General features: G+C 57.1%; 19 protein-coding genes. 9 read left to right on the top strand and 10 right to left on the bottom strand.

Annotated elements, in window-relative coordinates:
• Nucleotides 1–148 precede the first annotated feature (148 nt).
• Entirely contained in the window at nucleotides 149–2122 is a 1974-nt protein-coding gene (locus Q0955_RS01525) for an ATP-binding cassette domain-containing protein (RefSeq protein ID WP_299419036.1), read from the top strand.
• A 37-nt stretch (nucleotides 2123–2159) separates the two neighbouring features.
• Nucleotides 2160–3275 (top strand): hypothetical protein, encoded by a 1116-nt coding sequence (locus Q0955_RS01520; RefSeq protein ID WP_299419034.1) that lies wholly within the window; start codon nucleotides 2160–2162, stop codon nucleotides 3273–3275.
• 103 nt (nucleotides 3276–3378) lie between these two features.
• Here Q0955_RS01520 and Q0955_RS01515 read toward each other — a convergent pair whose 3' ends face one another.
• Genes Q0955_RS01515 through Q0955_RS01495 form a run of 5 tightly spaced genes read right to left on the bottom strand, consistent with a single transcriptional unit; the run spans nucleotide 3379 to nucleotide 10023 of the window.
• A complete protein-coding gene (locus Q0955_RS01515; RefSeq protein ID WP_299419032.1) occupies nucleotides 3379–4701 on the bottom strand; it encodes a DUF3131 domain-containing protein in 1323 nt (440 codons plus the stop codon).
• The gene (locus tag Q0955_RS01510) at nucleotides 4691–6535 is read right to left on the bottom strand and encodes a cellulose synthase catalytic subunit (RefSeq protein WP_299419031.1); all 1845 of its coding nucleotides are present in this window, start codon (nucleotides 6533–6535) and stop codon (nucleotides 4691–4693) included. The genes Q0955_RS01515 and Q0955_RS01510 overlap by 11 nt, the downstream gene beginning before the upstream one ends.
• A gap of 18 nt (nucleotides 6536–6553) precedes the next feature.
• The gene (locus Q0955_RS01505; RefSeq protein ID WP_299419029.1) at nucleotides 6554–7351 is read right to left on the bottom strand and encodes a hypothetical protein; all 798 of its coding nucleotides are present in this window, start codon (nucleotides 7349–7351) and stop codon (nucleotides 6554–6556) included.
• Nucleotides 7348–8856, bottom strand: coding sequence for an NDP-sugar synthase (locus Q0955_RS01500; protein ID WP_299419026.1), 1509 nt, complete (start codon nucleotides 8854–8856; stop codon nucleotides 7348–7350). The genes Q0955_RS01505 and Q0955_RS01500 overlap by 4 nt, the downstream gene beginning before the upstream one ends.
• 27 nt (nucleotides 8857–8883) lie before the next feature.
• Nucleotides 8884–10023, bottom strand: coding sequence for an acyltransferase (locus Q0955_RS01495; protein ID WP_299419024.1), 1140 nt, complete (start codon nucleotides 10021–10023; stop codon nucleotides 8884–8886).
• A 336-nt stretch (nucleotides 10024–10359) separates the two neighbouring features.
• On the opposite strand from Q0955_RS01495, the gene Q0955_RS01490 reads away from it, so the two are divergent.
• On the top strand, nucleotides 10360–10713 hold the full coding sequence (locus Q0955_RS01490; RefSeq protein WP_299419022.1) for an OmpA family protein: 354 nt from the start codon (nucleotides 10360–10362) through the stop codon (nucleotides 10711–10713).
• 152 nt (nucleotides 10714–10865) lie between these two features.
• Nucleotides 10866–11654 (top strand): family 16 glycosylhydrolase, encoded by a 789-nt coding sequence (locus Q0955_RS01485; protein WP_299419020.1) that lies wholly within the window; start codon nucleotides 10866–10868, stop codon nucleotides 11652–11654.
• A 15-nt stretch (nucleotides 11655–11669) separates the two neighbouring features.
• On the opposite strand, the gene Q0955_RS01480 is transcribed toward Q0955_RS01485, so the two are convergent.
• The 3 genes from Q0955_RS01480 to Q0955_RS01470 all read right to left on the bottom strand — a co-directional run bounded on the left by Q0955_RS01480 (nucleotide 11670) and on the right by Q0955_RS01470 (nucleotide 14620).
• Nucleotides 11670–11795: a hypothetical protein gene (locus tag Q0955_RS01480; protein WP_299419018.1), complete on the bottom strand. Its 126-nt coding sequence runs from the start codon at nucleotides 11793–11795 to the stop codon at nucleotides 11670–11672.
• 172 nt (nucleotides 11796–11967) lie between these two features.
• The gene (locus Q0955_RS01475) at nucleotides 11968–13698 is read right to left on the bottom strand and encodes a methyl-accepting chemotaxis protein (protein ID WP_299419017.1); all 1731 of its coding nucleotides are present in this window, start codon (nucleotides 13696–13698) and stop codon (nucleotides 11968–11970) included.
• 316 nt (nucleotides 13699–14014) lie between these two features.
• Entirely contained in the window at nucleotides 14015–14620 is a 606-nt protein-coding gene (locus tag Q0955_RS01470) for a nicotinate-nucleotide adenylyltransferase (protein ID WP_299419015.1), read from the bottom strand.
• A 742-nt stretch (nucleotides 14621–15362) separates the two neighbouring features.
• Between Q0955_RS01470 and Q0955_RS01465 the strand changes: the two genes are divergently transcribed.
• Nucleotides 15363–15524, top strand: a complete 162-nt coding sequence (locus Q0955_RS01465) for a hypothetical protein (RefSeq protein ID WP_299419013.1) — start codon at nucleotides 15363–15365, stop codon at nucleotides 15522–15524.
• A gap of 404 nt (nucleotides 15525–15928) precedes the next feature.
• Here Q0955_RS01465 and Q0955_RS01460 read toward each other — a convergent pair whose 3' ends face one another.
• Complete coding sequence (locus Q0955_RS01460) at nucleotides 15929–16486, bottom strand: hypothetical protein (protein WP_299419011.1); 558 nt, start codon at nucleotides 16484–16486, stop codon at nucleotides 15929–15931.
• Between the two features lie 152 nt (nucleotides 16487–16638).
• On the opposite strand from Q0955_RS01460, the gene Q0955_RS01455 reads away from it, so the two are divergent.
• Nucleotides 16639–16779, top strand: coding sequence for a hypothetical protein (locus tag Q0955_RS01455; RefSeq protein ID WP_299419009.1), 141 nt, complete (start codon nucleotides 16639–16641; stop codon nucleotides 16777–16779).
• A gap of 132 nt (nucleotides 16780–16911) precedes the next feature.
• Nucleotides 16912–18567, top strand: a complete 1656-nt coding sequence (gene ettA / locus Q0955_RS01450; protein ID WP_299419007.1) for an energy-dependent translational throttle protein EttA — start codon at nucleotides 16912–16914, stop codon at nucleotides 18565–18567.
• Nucleotides 18568–18705: 138 nt separating this feature from the next.
• Here the strand turns inward: ettA and Q0955_RS01445 are convergent, their stop codons facing one another.
• Complete coding sequence (locus Q0955_RS01445; protein ID WP_299419005.1) at nucleotides 18706–19542, bottom strand: hypothetical protein; 837 nt, start codon at nucleotides 19540–19542, stop codon at nucleotides 18706–18708.
• A gap of 377 nt (nucleotides 19543–19919) precedes the next feature.
• On the opposite strand from Q0955_RS01445, the gene Q0955_RS01440 reads away from it, so the two are divergent.
• Both Q0955_RS01440 and Q0955_RS01435 read left to right on the top strand, forming a co-directional pair.
• Nucleotides 19920–20306, top strand: coding sequence for a hypothetical protein (locus tag Q0955_RS01440; RefSeq protein ID WP_299419003.1), 387 nt, complete (start codon nucleotides 19920–19922; stop codon nucleotides 20304–20306).
• Nucleotides 20307–20402: 96 nt separating this feature from the next.
• Nucleotides 20403–20618: a hypothetical protein gene (locus Q0955_RS01435; RefSeq protein ID WP_299419001.1), complete on the top strand. Its 216-nt coding sequence runs from the start codon at nucleotides 20403–20405 to the stop codon at nucleotides 20616–20618.
• Nucleotides 20619–20629: the final 11 nt, after the last annotated feature.

The following is a 20629-nucleotide window of genomic DNA, read 5'->3' as shown; positions in this document are numbered from 1 at the left end:
AAAATGGTTAAAAATTGGCAACGACAAGAATTACAGAGTCGATAAGCAGAAATTGGACAAAATAAGAACAAAAAATAGATTCAAAAACACAATCTTAACCGAGTGGCGATACCATTCCCTTGTTCTTTGTGTAACTGGGAATTGTTTTATGTCTCATGATCGCGTGCTGCCTGATCTCTCTATAGACGCCACCGGTTCGGCGCCTTCCGGACCATTGCCGTTTCGCGACCGTACCATTCCGATGTGGACCCACGGGGTCTCTTTCCTGTTTTCCCTTGGCGGCGGGATTTGCCTGCTTGCAGTGGCTGTGTTCGTGGTGTTTTTTTACGAACTGGTGGCCCAGGACAGGCAGCTTATCCTTGCACCGTTGCTGGCGTTTGGCGCCGTCGTGCCGATCCTTGGAATTCTGATTTTTGATGTCGGCCATGCCCGCGCTTTATCCGGGTACCGTCAAATCCGTCGGCGCAACGCCGTGACCGGCCAAGCGCTTGTGGCTGTCCTGGCTGGGGGCGTGTTTGGCTTTCTACATCCGCTCATTGTCGCGCCATTTGTGGCGGGCGGCATTCTGTCGTGGCTGCTCTGCGGCCTGGCCGCGCGTTGGACGCGCCGCGAGCCGATGTGGGACTTTCTGCCACAAGAGGCCACAAGTTTTCTAAGCGGCCGCGATCAGCGCGCGATCGATCTCGCCAATGCCGCGCGCGGAGACAGCGCCCTTTTGGAGGCGCTGCAAAAGGCTCTCGCATTTGGCGGGTTGATTGCCGGCTTCGCTGTCGCAAGTTGGCTCGCCGCGCTTGAGGTGATCAACGCCGCGGCCATCGCCACCATCGCGCTGGTGACCTATTGGTCTATCGACGCTTTCTTTGCCTATTTCCGGCAACGCTCCGTGGCCGACCCGGAGCGTTTGGGTCGTGCAAATGAGGTCGTCTGCTTGCCACCGCCGTATTCCGCTGATCCCGAAGGCGACGAAACTGCGCTGGTGGTGCATCATCTCTCGGTACGCACGGACACAGGAACGCCCTTGCTGTCGGATGTGTCCTTTCGCGTAGAGCCCGGCGAGGTGATCGGCCTGTCTGGAGACAGTTTTTCGGGCAAATCCCTGTTGATGAGGGCCCTACACGCCCCACACGATCTCACCGCACTTCAGGTGGAGGGCTTTGTGGCCCTGCAAGGCGCCCCACTTTGGGGTCGCAGCGGCGAAGAACGTCCAATCCAAAGCGTTCTGGTCCCGCCGGAAACTCTGGCGGTCCCTGGCGGCGGCGCGGCCAACCTGTCCTGCTTCAGCGTGGAGGCCCAATTGGATCGCGCCCGCAAAGCCTTACAATCTCTGGTCTTTACCGCCGATACAGTGGACCGCATTCTATCTGCCCCAGACGTGCGCCATCTGTCCCGCACCGAGCAAAAGGCCCTCTCTCTGGCCCGTGCTCTGGCTTTGCGTCCCGGATTGTTCCTGATCGACCGGCCTGAGGACGGCGCCAGCGAAAGCCTTCTGGCAGCGCTAGGGGATCGTCTGCGCGCCGAAGCCCGACTGGGGCACACCACGCTTGTGGCCACCGAAAACCGCCAGCTTTTGGAACGCTGTGACCGCCTGCTGATGATGCAAAACGGCCGTGTGATTGAATTTGCCTCCACCGCCGAAATCCGCGCACGCCTTTCTTCTGGCTGGAGCCGCTTTGTCACCACCCGCGAACTTGACAACGAGGAGGCATTGGACGCCTGGCTCTGCAGCCAGTTCCGGCGCGACGGCGACGAAGGCAACCGCCGCGCGGTCTGTATGGTTGCCAATGAAATGCTCGCAGTGGCCTGCCAGTCGCCCACCGATAGCGACGCGCCTTCCGATGACATTTCCTTTGAGTTCAAACATTTTGTTGGTCAATGCCAGTTGCGCATGATCGATCAGCGACTGGCCTTGTCCTCAGGCGCAATGCAAAAAGCCCGCGTGGCGGCGGACACCTCGGTGGAGGGGGAACGCCTATCCCCGCTGGCCAAAATCATGCGCGACAGCCTGGATGTGCAAACCGGCGACGAAGATGGCCAAAGCCATCTTGAAGTGACAATAAAAACCTACGATCCACGGCTGCTAGAGAAACGCAAAGGGCCTGCTGATGTTTCGCCCCAAACTTGACTTGCGCCCCCCCCGCAACCTCAATCCCCTCCAAGTGATGTGGGTGTTGTGGGCCGTGCTTGCGACAGCCCTTCTGACAATCAGTGCGTGGGCCTTTGCGACACGGTTTCCGGTCTACGCCGCCCGGGTGGCATCCGGCACCTTTGATAGCCAAACGCCGACAGTGGATGTGGTTTTACCCGCCGACGTCACCCTGGCGGAGGTGCTGATCACAAACGGCGATCAGGTGACTTCTGGTCAGAAAGTCGCGCGCTTGGATCAAACCGGCATCCATCGGCTGCTACATGATCTGCGCCGCGACATCGCCAACACCGCAGCTGCGGTTGCCTGCTGGCGTACCGCCGACCAGCCCTCCCCGGCTGGCAAGCCAGAGGCCAACACAGCCCAGCAAGCCTGCCAAAACACAAAACGCCAGGAACTTTTGGCACGCGAACAGCTTTTGCACCGCCGCGAAAGCCTGCAACGCGAAACCGCGCTGGCGGTGCGTGAATTGGTCTTACGGGCGGAGAACACGCCGCCAGCCATCCGTAATATCTTGATGGCGCGTGCCGCTCTGGAGCGCGAAACCCTCCAGAGCCTGGTGCGTGACGTTGAATTTGAGCTGGCCCAGCTTGTTCAGACTCAGGAAGCTGGCAGCTTGGCGCAAATTGTCGCCCTAGAGGCACAAGCCGCCGCGCTGCAAACACGAGTGATCGAGCTGGAAGAAATTGCTGCCGCTCCCTGGCTTTACGCGCCACAAGATGGGCGTATCGAACGGCTGCGCCGCATGCCGGACACGGCGGCGCGCGCATGGGATGTGACTTTGGCCCAGATTCACACTGCATCCCCCGCCGCGTACCAAGCCCGCTTTGTGCTGTCTATGTCCGAAGCTGATGCCCTGCGATCAGGAGATCCACTTCATATCTCCCTGGCTGGCATTCCCCAGCCGCACAACCGCTTCCCGGCTCATGTTCAATCAATCTCATCGATCAATGTGGGAGACGTCGCAGCACGCGAAGTGCTTGTGCGTCTGTCCAATCCTGGGCCACAAGTCCAGGCTGCGCTCCGCACATTGCCGGCCGGCACGCGCTCCACCATGCAGGTTGAACTGCCGATGCAACGGCTCGGCCATATTCTTGGAAGCGCCACGGAGCGACTGTTGCAATCTTTCTAAGTGTAAAATGTAAGAGGACATCAGGACCGCTCAAGCAAAAGGCTCCGGACGTCACCGGAGCCTTTTGCTTGATCCATTTGATGGCAACCGTGCCTGAGCAAGATCATTTCACCTGCAATAGCGGTCCCTTTAACTTGTAGTGAAGGGCTTCAAGCACCACCGCGTTGGTATTGATGGTCAATGCCAGATTTATCCGACCATCTTCCTCGTACCGTCCCGCATACCATCCCTGCGCGCCCGCCAGCGGGGCCATTTCCGCCAAAACCGTTTGCGTGTAGTCGGTTCCATAAAGCGCATCCCACCCGAAGGCCGCCTTTAGGCTGACCGTGCGCAACTCCGGATGGGTACTGCCATCTTCGGCCACCACCGCCCAATCCGCACCGTTGCCAAACACGCTGCCGTATAAAAAATGTGGCGCCTGATCGATGTGATCTTCACTGACCATCGTAGCTTGGCCCGTGTGGCGCGCCCGCGCCTCTTGTGCCTGATAAATGCGGCTGGCGAGCAAGCGCCCCTCAGCATTTAGCCCGACTTCAAATGCTTGCAACAGATAAGGTTCACTCACCACCGGCGTAATTGCACCAAAGTCTTTGGCCCGGCGCCGATCTGTTGCCACCTGCACACCGGAAACCTCCTCCCAGGCCAAAATCAGCCGCGCGGTGCTGGCATCGAGAACATCCAACCCCCAAAGCGCCGCCGCCCGCGCGCCATATTGCTCATAACCAATGCGCCCTTCTTGATGATACCAGGTCTGCCCCCGATTTCGGCTGCTGCCCCACAACCGACCCTCGGCCGTCATCGCCGCCAAATCCCAGCCTGCCAAAAGCGTCCTGATCTGCGGGCCAAAAGAAGGCGCGCGCATTTCCAGCGCCCGCAGTGCCATCAACAACCGCGCGATGTCCAGCGCAGACCAACCAATCCCTTCAGGCACCGGCGTGTTTGCGTAATCCACCATAGCCAGGCTGCGCGTGTCATACGCCTTGTTGGGCAATTGCCCGTCAAACAATGGTAACCGTGCAAGCCCATTCAAAAAGGCCTCGCTCCGCTGCTCAAAGGTTTCAGCCTCAACGAGGCCAAGGCCTTGCGCCGCCATCAACGCAAACAAGTAACTGCCCTGATCCCATAGGGTTGCACTGGGATGATTATGTATGGCGTCCACAAACCCGGTTTCGGCACGGAAGTGGCTCTCAAAATAGCGCCATGCCGTTGCCGCGGACTGCCAATCCTGCGCGGTCAGACCCCGCGCCGGTTGCGGCACAAGCCCTTGCGCCTGCGGCAGCTGCGCAAGGCTGCTGTCGCGCATCACCTGGCCCCAAGTGTCTTGATTGACGGCAATGCCGGCAGTCAACAGCAAGCCCGCCAGAAACGCTATACTGCCACGATTGGACCGACTGATGCCCTCAGCCTGTGGAGACTTACACACCATGAGACACCTCCAGTTGTTTGGATTTAGACAGGACCGGGCGCTGCACTGACGGTTGGGAAGGTGGACGCCAGCGTGCCATGTGCAACGCCCGCGCCACAAGACGCATATTGACCACAAGCCAGAACATATTCACCCACAACAGCGCGCTGCTGTAACCGGGGCTTTGCAACAACGTATGCCAAATCCCCCAACTTGCGGCCGCTATCATCGTCGCCAGCAACACCACATGCGGCCACACCAGCCACAGACTTGAGGTTTCATTGACACCGGGCAGCTTAGGTGTCGGGGCAAACCGCGGTTTCTGGCGCCGCATTACGCAATAAAGCGCCCGCCATTGCAGAGGCAGCGCCACCACCGACAACACCCGCCCTGCGCCAATAGAATGCCCTTTACAGGCAGCCACCATGGCCAATTCCCCCAAGACAACGGCGGGCAAAAATCGTTGGAAAAAATCCATCGAATATGCTGTCACCGGCGCCAATCCGGTGAACAGCGACACCACGGGCGCCAAGAGCAAAACCGGCGTCCAAAGCGCGCTAAAATATGACCAGAACGTCGCGCCATAGTGCAGTTTTTGCCGCCAGTTCAACCCACGCCGAAATATCGGATTGTCCCACACAGCGATGTCAAACGTGCCCCCGGCGTATTTGAGCCGCTGTGCTGCCCAGGCCGTCATCGACCAAGGCGATAACATCCGCGCTTCAACCTGGGGGTGGTACACAGACGTCCATCCGGCCTCTTGATCTGCATGCAGCAAAATCGAGGTATATAGGTCCTCAGACACGTGAAACCGGTAAGGTTGTAACGGCAGAGCCGCCAAACAGGCCGCGCGGTTCAGGCCCGACGGAGTGGCGTGCGCCCTCACCATATGGGCCTTATCGCGCAACGCAGCATCAAACACCGCTTCGCGCCGGTGAATACTGGCTGCGCCGCAACAAAACGAAGCCCCATTCCGGTTTCGCCGGCGTTGAATAACGTCAAAAAAAACGCTGGGATCCGACAGAAAAGGGTCAGCCCCAACCGTTGTGCGCCCGGTGATCCAAGTGGCCAGCCAGGCGATCTGGCGGCCAAAATACGCTGTCACTCCAGCCGGCGGCCATAGCCAGCGTGGCACATTGTCAACCATCCAAGCTTGCCAGTTTTTGCCGGGCGGCAGGTCATAAAACCAATGAGGTGTCTGCACCCATGCAACTTTGGGATCAGAAAAATAGCCCAATGTGTTTTGCAAAAAGGTCGGTTGTAGCCTGGTGTCAGCGTCGCAAATCACCACAAAATCGCCAGAGGTGCGCAGCAATGCATGGCGCAGATTGCCCGCCTTGAACCCGGTGTTGGTTTGCCGCGCAAAATAGCTGATCCCGCGCCGCTCTGCTTCACGGGCCATCTCACTCCGGTCGCCATCATCCAGCAAACACACGCGGACCCGCACCCCGTCCGGCACCTCCACCTCCGCAGCGGCCGCCAAGGACGGCCGCACAACCTCGATTGGCTCGTCATATGTGGTCACAAAAATATCCACGGTTGTCACTGACGCAGGCGCGCCTTGGGCCACTTTCGCAATTGTTGGGGGGGGAGACACTGTGTCTCCCTCGTCCCAAATGTCAAAATAAAACAACAATGTACCGACAAAAAACAAAGTCTCCGCCAACGCCACACAAACGGAAAACACCAAGGCCTCAGGATTCAGCGACGCCGTCCAGCGCCACTGTAGATAGGCCGCTCCGGCCGCAACCGTCGCCCCGGCCAAAAAATGCCAAACCCACCGTCGCTTTGCGCTCATCGGCGCAAAGTAAGCTGGCTGCCGATGGGAAAACGCCTCAAAATAGGGCTTACTCATTGCGGTTCACTCTCCATTTCAGCGCGCATTTGCTTGCTGGTGATCACGTACAAATGCCTCCAACACGCGCAATATGGCGTCCGCTTCGGTGCCCTGATGGCCCTTGGCTGTGGACCCGGTGGAGTGCGACCAAACGCCGGCCGCCACTTTGATCCGCAGATCTCTGGTCAGCAGAACCTCCTGGGTCAAGCTTGCAAAAACCGAATATTCGTATTTGCACAGGTCATCCAGATCGGAAAACGAGAAATACAGGTTAAGGGTTGGCTGCCCTGGCACCAGATGCAGCTGATCTTTGGGCACCACCTGAATGCCCGCGTCGCTGAGCCGTGCCACAAACGCCTTATGCAAGCGCCCCCCAAACCTGGCATCAAATCCCGGCGGAGGTTTCAGGGTGGTCAGATCAAGATGCAACTGGCTGATACCGCGCAACACCTCACCTTTCTCTGATCTCGGCAAGGCACGCGGGTCAAATCCAAGTCCAAGAGCCGCTTGATTTTTCTGGCATATCACTGGCGCCTCGGGGTGATCTCGCGGCAGGGAGCCTGTCCGGTTGGCACCATCACGCAGACCAAAAAGCCGATAGATAAAGCCCGTGTTGCTTGTGTCCAACGGCCGACTGGAATAGCTGCGTCGTTTCTGACACTGCGCCCCGCCAGGGCAATGGCGACCAACAAAATCCACACGCTCCCACATGATCCAAAACCGATCCTGAGCAGACGCCGTCGCCACCGACATGTCCGCCCGCGGTGCGGTTCCAGTCGTCAGGAGCACCCCGCCAATCAATGCAAAACAAAAACCACGCCACCATACTGTCATCCTGTGCCTCCCCAGCGCGACGGCACATCCATAAGCGGCGCTGCCAGAATCTCCTCGGCGACTGTCTCCGACACCACCCCTTCCAACGGGGTCAGCGATTGCAAATGACTCTCCGAAAACCGATGATCGAGCGCCCAATCCGGGGCGACAATCATGTCATCAACCCATGTTCCTGCACCAATCCGCGTCTGACTGCTGATCACAGAGCGGCGCACCAAGCTGCGGCCACAAACCCGCGCCCCTGCCCCGACCACCACTGGCCCCTCCAATTTTGCGCCAGCTTCGACAACCGCATCTGCCCCAATGAAGGCGGGCCCGACAATCACTGCGCGCGGTGAGACGTTTGCGCCATCCGCCGCCCACACATGACGGCGCACCAAGTGTCCAAGCGGCATCACGCCAGGGATCAAGCCGCGCAACCCCCGAGACAGCCCTGCAAAATAATCTTGTGGGCATCCCATATCGACCCAATTAAAGGCCGCATCATAAACCTGCAGATGCCGCCCCGCCGCCAGCAGCCCTGGCAAAAGATGCTGAGCAATGTCCTGCGCCGGGAGCGGCACAACATGAGACAGCGCACGCGGCGACACAACATAGATCCCGCAGCTTGCCAGTTGCGACGGCGCCTGTTGTAAGCTGGGCTTTTCAACAAAACGACGGACACGCCCGGCGCGATCCGCGTCGATGATCCCGTATTTATACACTTGATCCGGCGGCACTTTTTGCGCGGCAATGGTCACATCCGCACCGCTGGCCCGATGCTGCTCCATCAAAGCCGCCACATCAATATCTGTGACCGCGTCGCCGCAAAAAACCAAAAAGTCCTGATCAAAGGCGTTATGATTTTGGTGCAACTGTCGCAAGGTACTGGCCGATCCAAGCGGGTCCGCTTGCCATACGTCGCCCCGCAACTGCCCCTCGTTGAGAAACTGCACGCTGCGCAACGGAGAGCTGCGCACATACGCGTGAAACTGCGGTGCAAAATGACCGGGGTTCAGGATAAAATCGCGGATGCCAAAGCCGGACAAATGCCGCATCACGTGGTCCAACACCGGCCGCCCGAGAAAATCCAGAAGCGGTTTAGGCGTGTGCGCGCTGAGCGGAGCCATCCGGCTGCCACTGCCTGCCACAAGGAGTACCGCTTTCACCCCGGCCAATTGCCGGGCACGAAACCGCGGGGCCACAAGCGCATCCTTGCGCGATTTGAACAGCGTCAACAGTGAGGACAGCGCACATCTGGCGATATCGTTTTCCACCCGCTCCCGGGCGCCAAAAAAACCCACAGCCATGCCTTGCGGGGCCTCACTTTGAAACTCGACCAAGGCGGCCAACCCGGACCGCGCCACACGACGGACCGCACTCAAATCTACCAGCATCGCAGAGCGTCCCCGGGCCAAACAACGGGCTTCCGCCGATTTGAGCGTGACATAGTCCGCGGACGTCAACCGCGCGGTTGCGATCTTCAGGATAGAAATCATGCCAACGTCTTCTGAATTGGTAAGCATAAGGGTCTCCTTTATGAAAAGGCGGGCTCAGGCTTGTTGCCCGCTCCACAGCAGAGGCAAATCAGGCGACGGGCCCAGCCCCACCGTCCAGGCGGTCAGCCGGTGACGGCTTAGCGCCACAACAAACAGCCAGGTCATCGGCAGGGTCCACAGAAATTCAAGCGCAACGGATTGGCTGGGAGAAACTGCACGTCCCGCCAGGGCCATCTCCGCAAGGTCGAGAAAAATCGGGTGGCACAAGTATAGTCCAAAGGCATATTTGGATGCGCGCGCGATCCACGCTGGCCAAGCCATGTGCGCCAGACTTAAACACAGCAGCAACAGTGCCACCGGCATCAAATAGTCCGCCCAATACGCAAACGGGTTGTCAAATACCCAGTGTCCAGTGGCCACCACTTTTGCCGTGGCCATAAGCTTGAGTGTTAACAACGCCAGCGCAATCACCACGATAGGACCAAACCAGGCCTCTCGCTGTGCCGCCGTTGTGCGCCGCCACAACCCAAGCACCGCGCCCGCCGCCATGCCATACCCAAGGTAACTCACCACCTTGAGGCCCCGCACCGCGTAGCCAAGCGCCTCCGTGCCCCAAAACAGCTTGTACATCACCGGATCCAGAACCTGTTTCAGCAACAAGCCAAGCACCACTGTCAGCCCCAGAAGGGGCCGCCGCTCAGCCAGTCGGAACAGAGGGAAAAACACCAACAAAGCAAACAGCGTCGGGATAAAATGCATGTGATATTTCACATCCCCCAACAGCAGATACCCCCCCCAGGTCGCCGGTAAGCTAAGCGCGGCCACAACCTGCGCCTCATAACCAAAAGCAGTGGCCTTCAAGAGGTTGTATACCGCGTAAGCCACGGTCCAAAAAACAAACGGAATCAAAAGCCTGCGGGCCTGTTCGCGCAAAACCGCACCGTAGCTGCGTGGGCGCTTGGTCAACGCCATCAACAACAGCAGGATCGAAATCATCAAGAAAAGTTCTGTCCGCGCCGTGTACAACAGCGCGCGTAGCACCATAGGCGCCAAGCGCGCCGCCGGGTCCGCATCCGGGAACGGTTGCCCGTGAGCATCCGCCGTCACATGCAGCCCCACCATGGATACGCCCGCACACAACCGCAAAGCATCAATCCAGGTCTGCCGCCCCGTCTCAGGACCGTCTGCAACCATGCAGTTCACCATTTACCAAACAAACAACGTCAACCAGTGTCGCTGGTAAATCTGAACAAAAAGTGAACACTTCTGCATTTGTTTTTATTTTGTTCTACCTCCATTTACCACTTCGCAAGAGTTTGTTCTTACCCTGAAGAGGTTAGGAGTGTTGTTATGTGTACCTGTCGCCCGCCCGGTTTTGGGATCTTGATCCTGGCTCTTTTTGGCCCCGCCACCACAAGCCTCGCCTCGGACGACGCAGCCCTTTGTGCCCAGGCGATGCAACAATATGGAGTCACACCAGCACGCTGTGCAGCCCCTCAATCACACCCGACGGACAGCGCCCCCAACCCATTGTCCGACGAAATCCAGGAAAGCCACATCTTCTTTACGCAGGGCGGTGCCAACCTCAGTGCGGACGCGCAAGTGCAGCTTGCGGTCCTGGTCTCTGTGTTGGACACCTCCGTGCTGCAACGGGCCTGCCTGCGCTTGATCGGGCATTCCGACAGCAGTGGGGGCGACGCCGCCAACAAGGCTCTGGCGCTCAAACGCGCGCAAGCCGTGGCCGCAGCCCTGCGTGACGGGCTCAAGGACCCGTCTCGCATCCGTGTGGTAGAATCTGAGGGGGAGTCCCGGCCTCTTACTGGACTGGAAGGCACTTCGGCCCATAACCGGCGTGTAGAAATTCAGGCCAAGACCTGTCCCTGAGCCGGACACCACGCCAATTTTGCCTGCACTACTATAAATATTAACCAGAACGCGCGTTAACCATCACGCGCGTTTTGTCTTGCACCCCTTCCCTCCCTGATGCTCTCAAGGTCATGGACATGATCCATTAACCTTAATCGGGTGGGGGTCTGATGCGTAGGATATTCGAGGGCGGACGCCGTCTGCGTCTTGGCCTGGCCATAGCTCTGACCATGGGCAGCGTTGGTGTCGCAGATTCAATCAACGGATTTTCAGAGCGGTTTGACCGGGCGCCTGCCCGCGGTTGGCAGGTGGCACATTACACCTTCAGCCATCCCGCGTTTGACACGGACTGGAGCCGTGACAATCTGCGCTTTGATCACGGGCTGCATCTTTCCCTGACCCCGCAAACCGCCGCCGAAAACCGCTTCTTGGGCGCCTCCATTCGGCGTGAAACCCGCACGCACTATGGCCGCTACGAGGCAATCTTACACCCGGCGAAAGGCCCCGGGCTCGTCACGGGCTTCTTTACTTACACCGGCCCGCACTATGGCACCCGCCATGACGAGATTGACATCGAGTTTTTGGGACAAGACACCACAAAGATGCAAATTGCGTGGTTTGTCGATGGCCAGCTCACCGCCCATAAAGTTGCACTTGGATTTGACGCCGCGGACAAACCACGCCGCTATGCGTTCGAATGGCATCCGGACCGCTTGCGCTGGTTTGTCGAAGATCGCCTGATCTTTGAGGTGACCGAAGACGCCGCTGACTTGCCCAAAGAACCTGGGTTTCTCTTTGCCAACCTTTGGGCCGTTGACAAAACCGTGCAGTCTTGGGCCGGCCTGACAGCCGAGAACACAACCGCACAGGCCTACGTCGGCCAAATGCGGTTTGCCCCTCTGGAGGCCCTCACCGCCGGTCTGCCACGAGCCGAAACACCGCCCCGTCAACTGCCATGAACTAGGCCGCGTTTATTAACGGCTGTTCAAAAAACCAAGGCTGCCTGAAACCGCAAAACCTTTTTCGGCAGACCCGGTTGCCGCCATCGCAGAGACCGCCAAAACGGTCAGCATCATAAACATCATCGCGCGTTTTTGCATCGCAAATCCTTTCTCTGACACCACCCCCCGTTAGAGTCATCCTGATGGGATTCGGTAAAGCCCACGTGAAGGGCATTCGCTTTCACAGAGTCAAAAGCTTCACAGTACCAAAACGACAAAGGCCGGCGCGCAGTTTTGCGCACCGACCTTTCAAATTTTTTCCACCTTGGTGTCAGGCTGACTGACGGTACTCCGCTTCATAATGCTCGCTGGACGCACCGCCCACCGAAGACGGACGGAAGCTGCCAACCAATTCCGCCAGTTCGCGGGCCGCTTCCTGCAATGCGCGCCCCTGCGCGCTGGAACGATCCACCAGGCTGGCGTTTTGTTGCGTCACACGGTCCAGATCCATCACACCGGAATTGATCTCGGTGATCGCGGTGGCCTGATCGCGGGAGCTGTCGGCAATCTGCACCGCCAACCGGCTCACATCCTGGATTTTGGTGATGATACCTTCAATCGCCTTACCGGCCTGATCAACCAGATCTACACCAACCTCAACCTGATCAGAAGAGGTATCAATCAGCTCTTTGATTTCATGCGCACTTGTCGCAGATCTCAGCGCCAATGAGCGCACTTCAGAGGCCACAACGGCAAAGCCACGACCGCTATCCCCAGCCCGGGCTGCCTCAACCCCGGCATTCAACGCCAACAGATTGGTCTGGAAGGAAATATCCTCGATCACGCGATTGATCTCGCTGATCTTGCCAGCGCTGTCTTTGATGTCTTGCATCGCTTCCACGGCAGATTTCACAATCTCGCCCCCGCGCAGGGCTTCTGACTTGGTTGCGTCCACGGTGTTCTCAACAGATTTGGTCTGATCAGACGCCTTCTGCACGCCATCGGTGATCGAGCCAATGGCTGCGGCGGTTTCTTCCAGCGTAGCGGCCTGCGCTTCAGTGCGCTTCGCCAGATTTTGCGTGCCTTCGGCCATCTCGCCGGTCTCATCTTCAATCTGCGAAATTGTGCCCAACACACGGCCAATCACATCATCCAGCGCCTCGGCAGTCTTGTTAAAGTCCGCGCGCAGCATTTCATAATCGCTGCTGAATTCAGCTGTGATGCGGTGGCTCAACTGCCCCTGCGCAAGATGGTTCAACCCGTCGGCCAGTTCATTCACAACTTCGGACTGCTCACGGGCGGCGGCCGTGGCCTGGTCTTCCATCGATTTGTTGGCCTTGATGGTCTCCACAAACTCCCGAACTGCACGCGCCAGACGGCCCAACTCGTCCTTGCGCTCGGTGAACGGCACCTCACTGGCTGTGTCGCCTTCGCGCAAAGCTGAAATGCGCGCCACAATCCGCGCCAGCGGCCGGGTCACACCGGCAGCGGAGAAATACACAATTGCGGACATCACCAGGCAAATGACAGCCACAGCAATCAAAGACTGCATGTAAAGCTGATTGACCACAGCGGCGATCACACCGTCATAAAACCCCATGACCATTTCCGCGACCACCGTGCCATCGGTGTGGTGGATCGGGAATTTCACGTAGGCCACATGATTGGCCTCAAATCGCGCCTCAGCCGCCTCCATCGCCAGGATCTCGGCCACGCCTTCGTCCCAACCGGTATCATCCGCGCCTTCCACCGCAACTTTGGCAAACAGCTCACCGTCCACGAATACTTTGGCAAACAAAGCATTTTCCATTTGGGTCACGCCAGCGATTGCGCCCGCGGCGCCATCTGTGTTGAAATCCCAGACTGCCGCGGCCACCGGTGGCGCGACAAAGGTCTGTGACAATGCCAATTCGCTCTCAAACGCCTTGATCAACGTATTGCTCTGCTTGGTCACCCAAAACACCGTGGTGGCAATGAAGGCCACCAAAATACAGGCCACGATAGGCAGCAACAGCCGCCCCATGATCGACAGCCCCAAAGACCGCTTTTTTTCACCAGTCATTATTCGCTCCGGCCAGACCATCGCCACATCCTGTGGTGGGGCCTGATTAGGCGCCAGATTTTTGGCGCAGTTTCAATCAATCACATATGCCCCGCCGCCACCTTGGCGGGCCGGACACGTCACCCTCCCAGCTGGCGCAACCGCCAGATGAAAAACCGTCAACTCTGAGTGTGCCTGTGTGTCTTGATGTGAAAACCGCTAATTCGGCACCCCAGAAGACGCACAGACGCCTTTAGTTCCTTGGTCAAATTAGACCCGCTGAGTTAATAGAGACTTACGCGGTGCGACAGAAATTCACAGGTGAAACAAATGGCCCTTAACTCTCTGCCCAAGCACCATTTTTTCTTAGCTCCGTAGAGCTTATGTCCCGCATCGGCACGTTGGCAAAAGCCCAAACAGGCGCTTTTGCGCGACTCAGTTGCCAGCTGCTCCGCGGATGCAATCGCGCCCGTCGGTACACCTGCGCTGCCTTGGCAGTGCGCGCTTCAATACGGTCGCCCGGGCGTGCGAGCACCCCAATAGGCACCCGCGCCATGATGTCTTGCCAGTCGCGCCATAGATGAAATTGCGCCAGGTTGTCCGCGCCCATAAGCCAGACAAATTGTGCCTGCGGGCATTTGTCCTGCAACACCGCAATAGTCTCTGCTGTGAAACGCGTGCCGACATGTGCCTCAAAATCAGTGATTTGCACCCGCGGATGATCCATGATCTCCCGCGCCGCAGACATACGGCGTGCCAACTTGGCCGGTCCACGATCTTTAAGAGGGTTGCCTGGGCTGACCAGCCACCAGACCTGATCCAGCCCAAACCGCTTAAGTGCTTCTAGCGTGATATGCACATGGCCTTTGTGCGGCGGATCAAACGATCCCCCCAGCAGCCCAATTCTCTGGCCGCGCGCGACATATGGCAATCCGTAAGGCACGGGGTTTAGTGGGCTTTTGGAACGGGAAGGTCAACTCTAAGTGCAAACGGCAGCTCTATTTAATAGGTCGACTCAGTTTGTCTGATATTGTGATAATCCAACGACAAAGTTGCCATCCTGGAAACAAAAAACTCCTGTTGGTTCGGCCACAGTTTTTGATTATCAAGTTCCGATGAAACATTACCGCGGCATGACCAAAAGTGAGCAAATTCGAGTTGATTTGGCCTGCTAAATCGCAATTTGCATGATGTTCTTTCTCTTCTCGGACGACCTGCCACAAGGCTACGGCATCGCAGTGGCCAGAGCATCCCTCTTTGTCATGCCGTACTACATAGCGCACCAGTTTTACCTCCTTTGCCGGTAGAAGCGAAAGAAAAAGTATGACTCCTAGTTTTTGTTGTCTGCGCCTGTACACTGGGCAATATCCGCATAATGTCACGGCGACCAAAGTTGTAACCTGGATGCAATTGAATGCGTGAGAAACGAAATGCCCGACCTTGGAGGAAACCGAAAGAAAAGCAGAGGCTCGGCGCGTTGATGATCGCCTTTCTGTGTGCGCTCTGCCTAGCCGGTTTCTATACATCACACATTTGGCAAGGTCGGCATGAGACGCACCTATACAGCGAAGCGACAATGAAAATGGCTTTCTGGTTCATTCTGTTCTCGTCCATCTTTCTAATAGCAAAAATCTTTTCCGCTCTGTTTTCAAACAAGGGCTAGCTGGACGAGTTTGGCGCAGGAAATGCTCTACTTAACTGGCATCTTAATTTTCGCAGTTTTTGTGCTGATTGGCTATCACGACGATGGGCGTTTCAGCTTCTTCGACATTCTTGGCTTGGTCATGATCGGACTGTGCTTGGTGTTTTATGACCAAATTCAGAAGTTCCTTGATCCGCCGTCATGAGCATTGCGCATGGGCACCAAGTCAGAAAAAACCTCAGTTTTTGCCAAAGTTAGATAGCCACCACCCGGAACTTGTCGCAAATATCCAAGTACTCTTACAAAAACCTTCCACCAAAAGAACAGCTGAAAAGCGATCTCATCGGCTATGCCCTCGCTTTGATCCTCTACTGCTTACCTTATGTTGGGGTGGACTTCGGAGGCAGCGACAGGTTTTTGCGTGTCGCCGTTTTTCTTGGCCACTTCTACATAGCTTTTCAGTGTTATCGCGCGTTGCGGCGAAAGTGATTTAACTTTTGGCCTCAGCCAATGCCGGTTCCCAATCAACCGACCTGCACACCCCCCCCATTGCGCCCGCCTCAGGTACCGCCCCCTTCGAAACGGTACCGTCACCGATACCTCATCCCATTATCCACATTGAAGATACTCTTCCAAAAGAATTTCCCAGCTCTCCTGTGGATCAAAGTCATCCAAAACCCCGTCGCCCTCGCGTCCGGTAAACGCCGTCATCCCATGCTGCACCATATAGCGCGGCGAGTGCGTGGGCGGTCCAAATTCTGCCATCTGCGCACACAATGCGGAATGTTTGGGGCTGCCGCTATCGCCAAACCGCGCCACGGCCTCCTGCATGCGCGGCCCAAACGCGTCGCCGGTGGCATATTGAATTTCCAACATCATCACCTGCCCGGCCTGGTGCGCCGTGGTATCCTCCACCCGCAAGGTATCAAACGCGGTGCGCAGCTGCATCACCACCACCAACTCAAAGGCACGATCGTCCTCACCATCTTCGAAACAGCGGATCACCCCTCCCGCCAAATCGGCGGGCGAATAGTCATTGGACAGCGCACCGATGGCCACACAGCCCACATCATATGTGCTTTCCAGATTGCCATCCGCCTCATAATTGGTCACCTGCGCCCCTCCTTGAGAGGCCCACATCATCGCCAAAACCATCACCCAACGCATCGAAAATTCCTTCCCCGTGATCGTGCGGATCATTGCCCTTTTGCCCGCGCTTGGCTAGCCTCTCTAGTGCTGAAAAGCACTGCCCAACATCGCAACACTGCAGGCCAACAGATTTGAAACCATCAAAAAAGTTCTGGAGAATTTTCTTTCTTGTGGCAGCCGTTGTCGCGCAGTCCTCCAACTTCGTATTGTTGAAGTTCGGCATTGAGACAGGCATGACATGGGAAAACATCGCACTGGGTGCGTCACTGCTGTTTGTGGTAGTTGTTTTGGATCACGTCAAAAGCAAGTAAAACACACGCCTTCAAAGTATGTGAGTGCTTTGAAGCAAGCTGACATCCGAAACACCAACCTCCATTGCCCCTGCCCCCGCCCTCCGCTATCACATCCGCCAACCACGAATTCAGCCAAACGGAGTCTCTCTCATGGCAGCTTATCAGTACGTCTATCACATGCAGGGTGTGTCCAAGACCTATCCCGGCGGTAAAAAGTGTTTCGAAAACATCCACCTGTCCTTCCTTCCGGGCGTGAAAATTGGTGTGGTTGGGGTCAACGGCGCCGGTAAATCCACCCTGATGAAGATCATGGCCGGTCTGGACAAAGACTTCACGGGCGAGGCCTGGGCGGCTGAGGGCGCCAAAGTGGGTTACCTGCCACAGGAGCCAAAGCTCGACGAAAGCCTCTCTGTGCGTGAAAACGTCATGCTGGGCGTGGCCGAGAAAAAGGCCATTTTGGACCGCTACAACGAGCTGGCAATGAACTATTCGGACGAGACCGCCGAGGAAATGGCCAAGCTGCAGGACGACATCGACGCCCAGAACCTCTGGGATCTGGACAGCCAGGTCGACATCTCCATGGAGGCCCTGCGCTGCCCGCCCGATGACGCCCGCATCGAAGACCTCTCCGGTGGTGAGGCCCGCCGTGTCGCGCTCTGCAAACTGCTGCTCGAAGCGCCTGACATGCTGCTGCTCGACGAACCGACCAACCACCTCGACGCGGAAACCATCGCCTGGCTGCAACAGCACCTGATCGACTACAAAGGCACCATCCTCTGCGTCACCCACGACCGCTACTTCCTCGACGACATCACCAGCTGGATCCTCGAACTCGACCGCGGCCGCGGCATCCCATACGAGGGCAACTACTCCGCTTGGCTCGAGCAGAAAGCCAAACGTCTGGAGCAGGAAGCCCGCGAGGACAAATCCAAGCAGAAAACGCTGGAGCGCGAACTGGAATGGATGCGTCAGGGTCAAAAAGCCCGTCAGGCCAAATCCAAAGCCCGTATCTCCGCCTATAACGAGATGGCCAACCAGTCTGAGCGCGAAAAAGTTGGCCGCGCCCAGATCGTCATCCCCAACGGCCCGCGCCTTGGCTCCAAGGTCATCGAGGTCAACGGCCTGTCCAAGCACTACGGCGACAAGCAGCTGATCGAAAACCTCGAGTTCTCCCTGCCTCCGGGCGGCATTGTCGGCGTGATCGGCCCCAACGGCGCTGGTAAATCCACGCTTTTCAAGATGCTCACCGGTCAGGAACAGCCCGACGAAGGCACCGTAGAGTACGGCGACACCGTGAAGCTGTCTTATGTGGACCAGTCCCGCGATGACCTGAACGACAAGGACACCGTCTGGGAAGCCATCTCCGGCGGCGCAGAAATCATCGAACTGGGCGACGCGCAAGTGAACTCCCGCGCCTACTGCTCCTCGTTCAACTTCAAAGGCGGCGATCAGCAGAAACCGCTGAACCTGCTCTCCGGAGGGGAACGCAACCGCGTGCACATGGCGCGTCTGCTGAAAGAAGGCGGCAACGTCCTGCTGCTCGACGAACCTACCAACGATCTGGACGTGGAAACCCTCCGCGCGCTCGAAGACGCCTTGGTGGATTTTGCCGGCTGCGCCGTGGTCATCTCCCACGACCGCTTCTTCCTCGACCGCATCTGTACCCACATGCTGGCCTTCGAAGGCGACGCCCATGTGGAATGGTTCGAAGGCAACTTTGAAGACTACGAAGAAGACAAGAAACGGCGTTTGGGAGCCGATGCCTTGGAGCCGAAGCGCCTGAAGCATAAGAAGTTTTCACGGTAAGTGTTTGACCCCGTCAAACACTTACAGCGCGTGGCAGGGTTTTGGCGCAGCCAATAACCCGTACGCGCCCCGGTGAGACGGCAAGCAAACGCTGAGTGACCAAAACAAAAAACACCCGCGCCCCGGCGCGTGTGTCTTTTAATCTTCGGTGTTGCCGTCCTCTGGCAAAAGCACAATTTCATGAACATTGACTACTGAATATGCCACAGGCTTCGTATTTCTAGTCTGAACATTTACATCAACAACAAACCCCTTTTGGTAAATGTTCTCAGGCACATCCCTGATCTCATGTTTAATTTTTTCTTCGGCCAACTCAGAGGCATAGGTCAATGCCAACGGTCTCTCGGAGATTTCCTCAATTTTCACGCGCTCGCCAGATGGTTTGCCGACTTTCGCATCGCCCACATCGGTACGGGTGAAAGTTAACAAAACTCTCTCGTGATCGAGGTGTTCCTCAGCCTCCAACCTTTCGTAAACGCCATCAATAGTCTTCATGGCATCTTTCGCTTCCTCGGCATCAAACGAGAAAGAATAACGTTCCTGTGTTTTCCCGTTTTCGTAGGTTGCAACGGCCAATCTTCCTTTACCGTCGTTCGAATTCGCTACTGCAGCAAAAGTATCCAACCAATGCTTGGCATTTGACTTTGTTTCTTTGTCTGGAAAAACGCCGTTGATTACACCACTGGCGCGATGCGCCCAAAGTTTCACAAATTCTTCGATGGTCTTGAGATCAGAGGCGTAACTTGCAAGGAGCGGTATCGTGGAAGCGGCCACGGGAATTAAGTCCGCGACGTAAGATCCCTTTCGTACCTCAGAAACAAAAACCTTTGCTTCGTCAGCTACCAAGTCCGCATGATTACGGGCAAATTGCTTATACTCGTCCGCTAAAGAGGTGAGCGAACCTACGAAATGCGCTAATTCTATCGGATCTTCTGTATCGATAGTTAAAGTAAGTACATGTTTTGAATGTTCCATGAGACTACTATATGTTGCATTACCCCTCTCCATTTCAACTCTTTTCCAAATGACGCTTTTGTTCACTATATGTTCTACACTTAAACTTAAAAAATTCTCAACACTAAAAGAAAATAGGCTCGCTGCGCGAGCCGCTGGGCATCGCCCGACCTCCCCACGGGAGGGCGATCATGCACCCGCAGCACCTCAAACCACCGCCAATAGTCTTGTCACACAGCGCCCCAAGACACTCACCAACCCTCGCCCACCCGAGGTCGGCCGATGCCCGGCCCACCAGCAACAAACATCACACCCCCGCCATCCCGCTGTAACACCTCTTAAAACCACCTCCTCGCGCCCCCACCCTCAGTGAACCACCACTCACGAGGAACCGCCCCATGCGCCACATACTCCCTACCCTCATCGCCGCGCTCGTCATGGGTGAACTCATTGCGCTCGACATCGCCCGCCCCCTCGGCGCGCACCCATGGTGGAGCCAAAAGACCCTCCTCATCGGCGCGCCAATCGGCCTGATCCTCGCCACCCTCACAAGCCTCAAACTGCGCCCGCTCCCGCTCACAATCACTTTCGTCATCACCACCGCACTGGCCATAGCCTGCGCCAAATACGGCCAAACCCAATTCGCCGCCTCATATGCCGAGGATCAACTGGCCGGAAAGCTCTGGTACTTCGGCTGGATCGCAACCGGTGCCACCCTCGCCGCAACCCTCACGGCCACGCTCACAGCCCTCATCCAAACCCTGTGCCCCAACAAATCCAGATAAGTTTTAGCCACCACCCACAGCAAAGCCCCACACGTGCCACATTTGCGCCCCAATTCACCCTAGTAATGGTTAACGACACTAATCGGAGACGCAGACATGGCCCTTATCCTCATCTTTGCTGGCAGCATCGCAGGCATCCTGCTTGGTGGCGTTCAGATGATGCTCCAAGGTGCCTCCGTCTGGACCGCCCTCACCACTTATCTGAGCTTCTCCCTCGGCTTCCCGCTCAGCGCCGGCCTCATTGCCCTGACGCTCACCGCCCTACGCGGCCGCTTTGCGGAACAAGACGAGTTTGGCCTCTACAAAGCCTAAGCCTTTCACAG

Origin of the sequence: uncultured Shimia sp. (genome assembly GCF_947493595.1) — a bacterium.
In the GTDB taxonomy this organism is placed as follows: domain Bacteria; phylum Pseudomonadota; class Alphaproteobacteria; order Rhodobacterales; family Rhodobacteraceae; genus Shimia.
The sequence above is the reverse complement of the archived record's forward strand: the minus strand, read 5'-3'. Positions and strand labels throughout refer to the sequence as shown.

Coding starts and splice junctions, on each gene's coding strand:
- Q0955_RS01445 (WP_299419005.1), bottom strand. CDS start 19,542: ATGGAACATTCAAAACATGTACTTACTTTAACTATCGATACAGAAGAT.
- Q0955_RS01505 (WP_299419029.1), bottom strand. CDS start 7,351: ATGACAGTATGGTGGCGTGGTTTTTGTTTTGCATTGATTGGCGGGGTG.
- Q0955_RS01485 (WP_299419020.1), top strand. CDS start 10,866: ATGCGTAGGATATTCGAGGGCGGACGCCGTCTGCGTCTTGGCCTGGCC.
- Q0955_RS01480 (WP_299419018.1), bottom strand. CDS start 11,795: ATGCAAAAACGCGCGATGATGTTTATGATGCTGACCGTTTTGGCGGTC.
- Q0955_RS01525 (WP_299419036.1), top strand. CDS start 149: ATGTCTCATGATCGCGTGCTGCCTGATCTCTCTATAGACGCCACCGGT.
- Q0955_RS01495 (WP_299419024.1), bottom strand. CDS start 10,023: ATGGTTGCAGACGGTCCTGAGACGGGGCGGCAGACCTGGATTGATGCT.
- Q0955_RS01520 (WP_299419034.1), top strand. CDS start 2,160: ATGTGGGTGTTGTGGGCCGTGCTTGCGACAGCCCTTCTGACAATCAGT.
- Q0955_RS01465 (WP_299419013.1), top strand. CDS start 15,363: ATGCTCTACTTAACTGGCATCTTAATTTTCGCAGTTTTTGTGCTGATT.
- Q0955_RS01510 (WP_299419031.1), bottom strand. CDS start 6,535: ATGAGTAAGCCCTATTTTGAGGCGTTTTCCCATCGGCAGCCAGCTTAC.
- Q0955_RS01500 (WP_299419026.1), bottom strand. CDS start 8,856: ATGCTTACCAATTCAGAAGACGTTGGCATGATTTCTATCCTGAAGATC.
- Q0955_RS01460 (WP_299419011.1), bottom strand. CDS start 16,486: ATGCGTTGGGTGATGGTTTTGGCGATGATGTGGGCCTCTCAAGGAGGG.
- Q0955_RS01515 (WP_299419032.1), bottom strand. CDS start 4,701: ATGGTGTGTAAGTCTCCACAGGCTGAGGGCATCAGTCGGTCCAATCGT.
- Q0955_RS01435 (WP_299419001.1), top strand. CDS start 20,403: ATGGCCCTTATCCTCATCTTTGCTGGCAGCATCGCAGGCATCCTGCTT.
- Q0955_RS01440 (WP_299419003.1), top strand. CDS start 19,920: ATGCGCCACATACTCCCTACCCTCATCGCCGCGCTCGTCATGGGTGAA.
- ettA (WP_299419007.1), top strand. CDS start 16,912: ATGGCAGCTTATCAGTACGTCTATCACATGCAGGGTGTGTCCAAGACC.
- Q0955_RS01475 (WP_299419017.1), bottom strand. CDS start 13,698: ATGACTGGTGAAAAAAAGCGGTCTTTGGGGCTGTCGATCATGGGGCGG.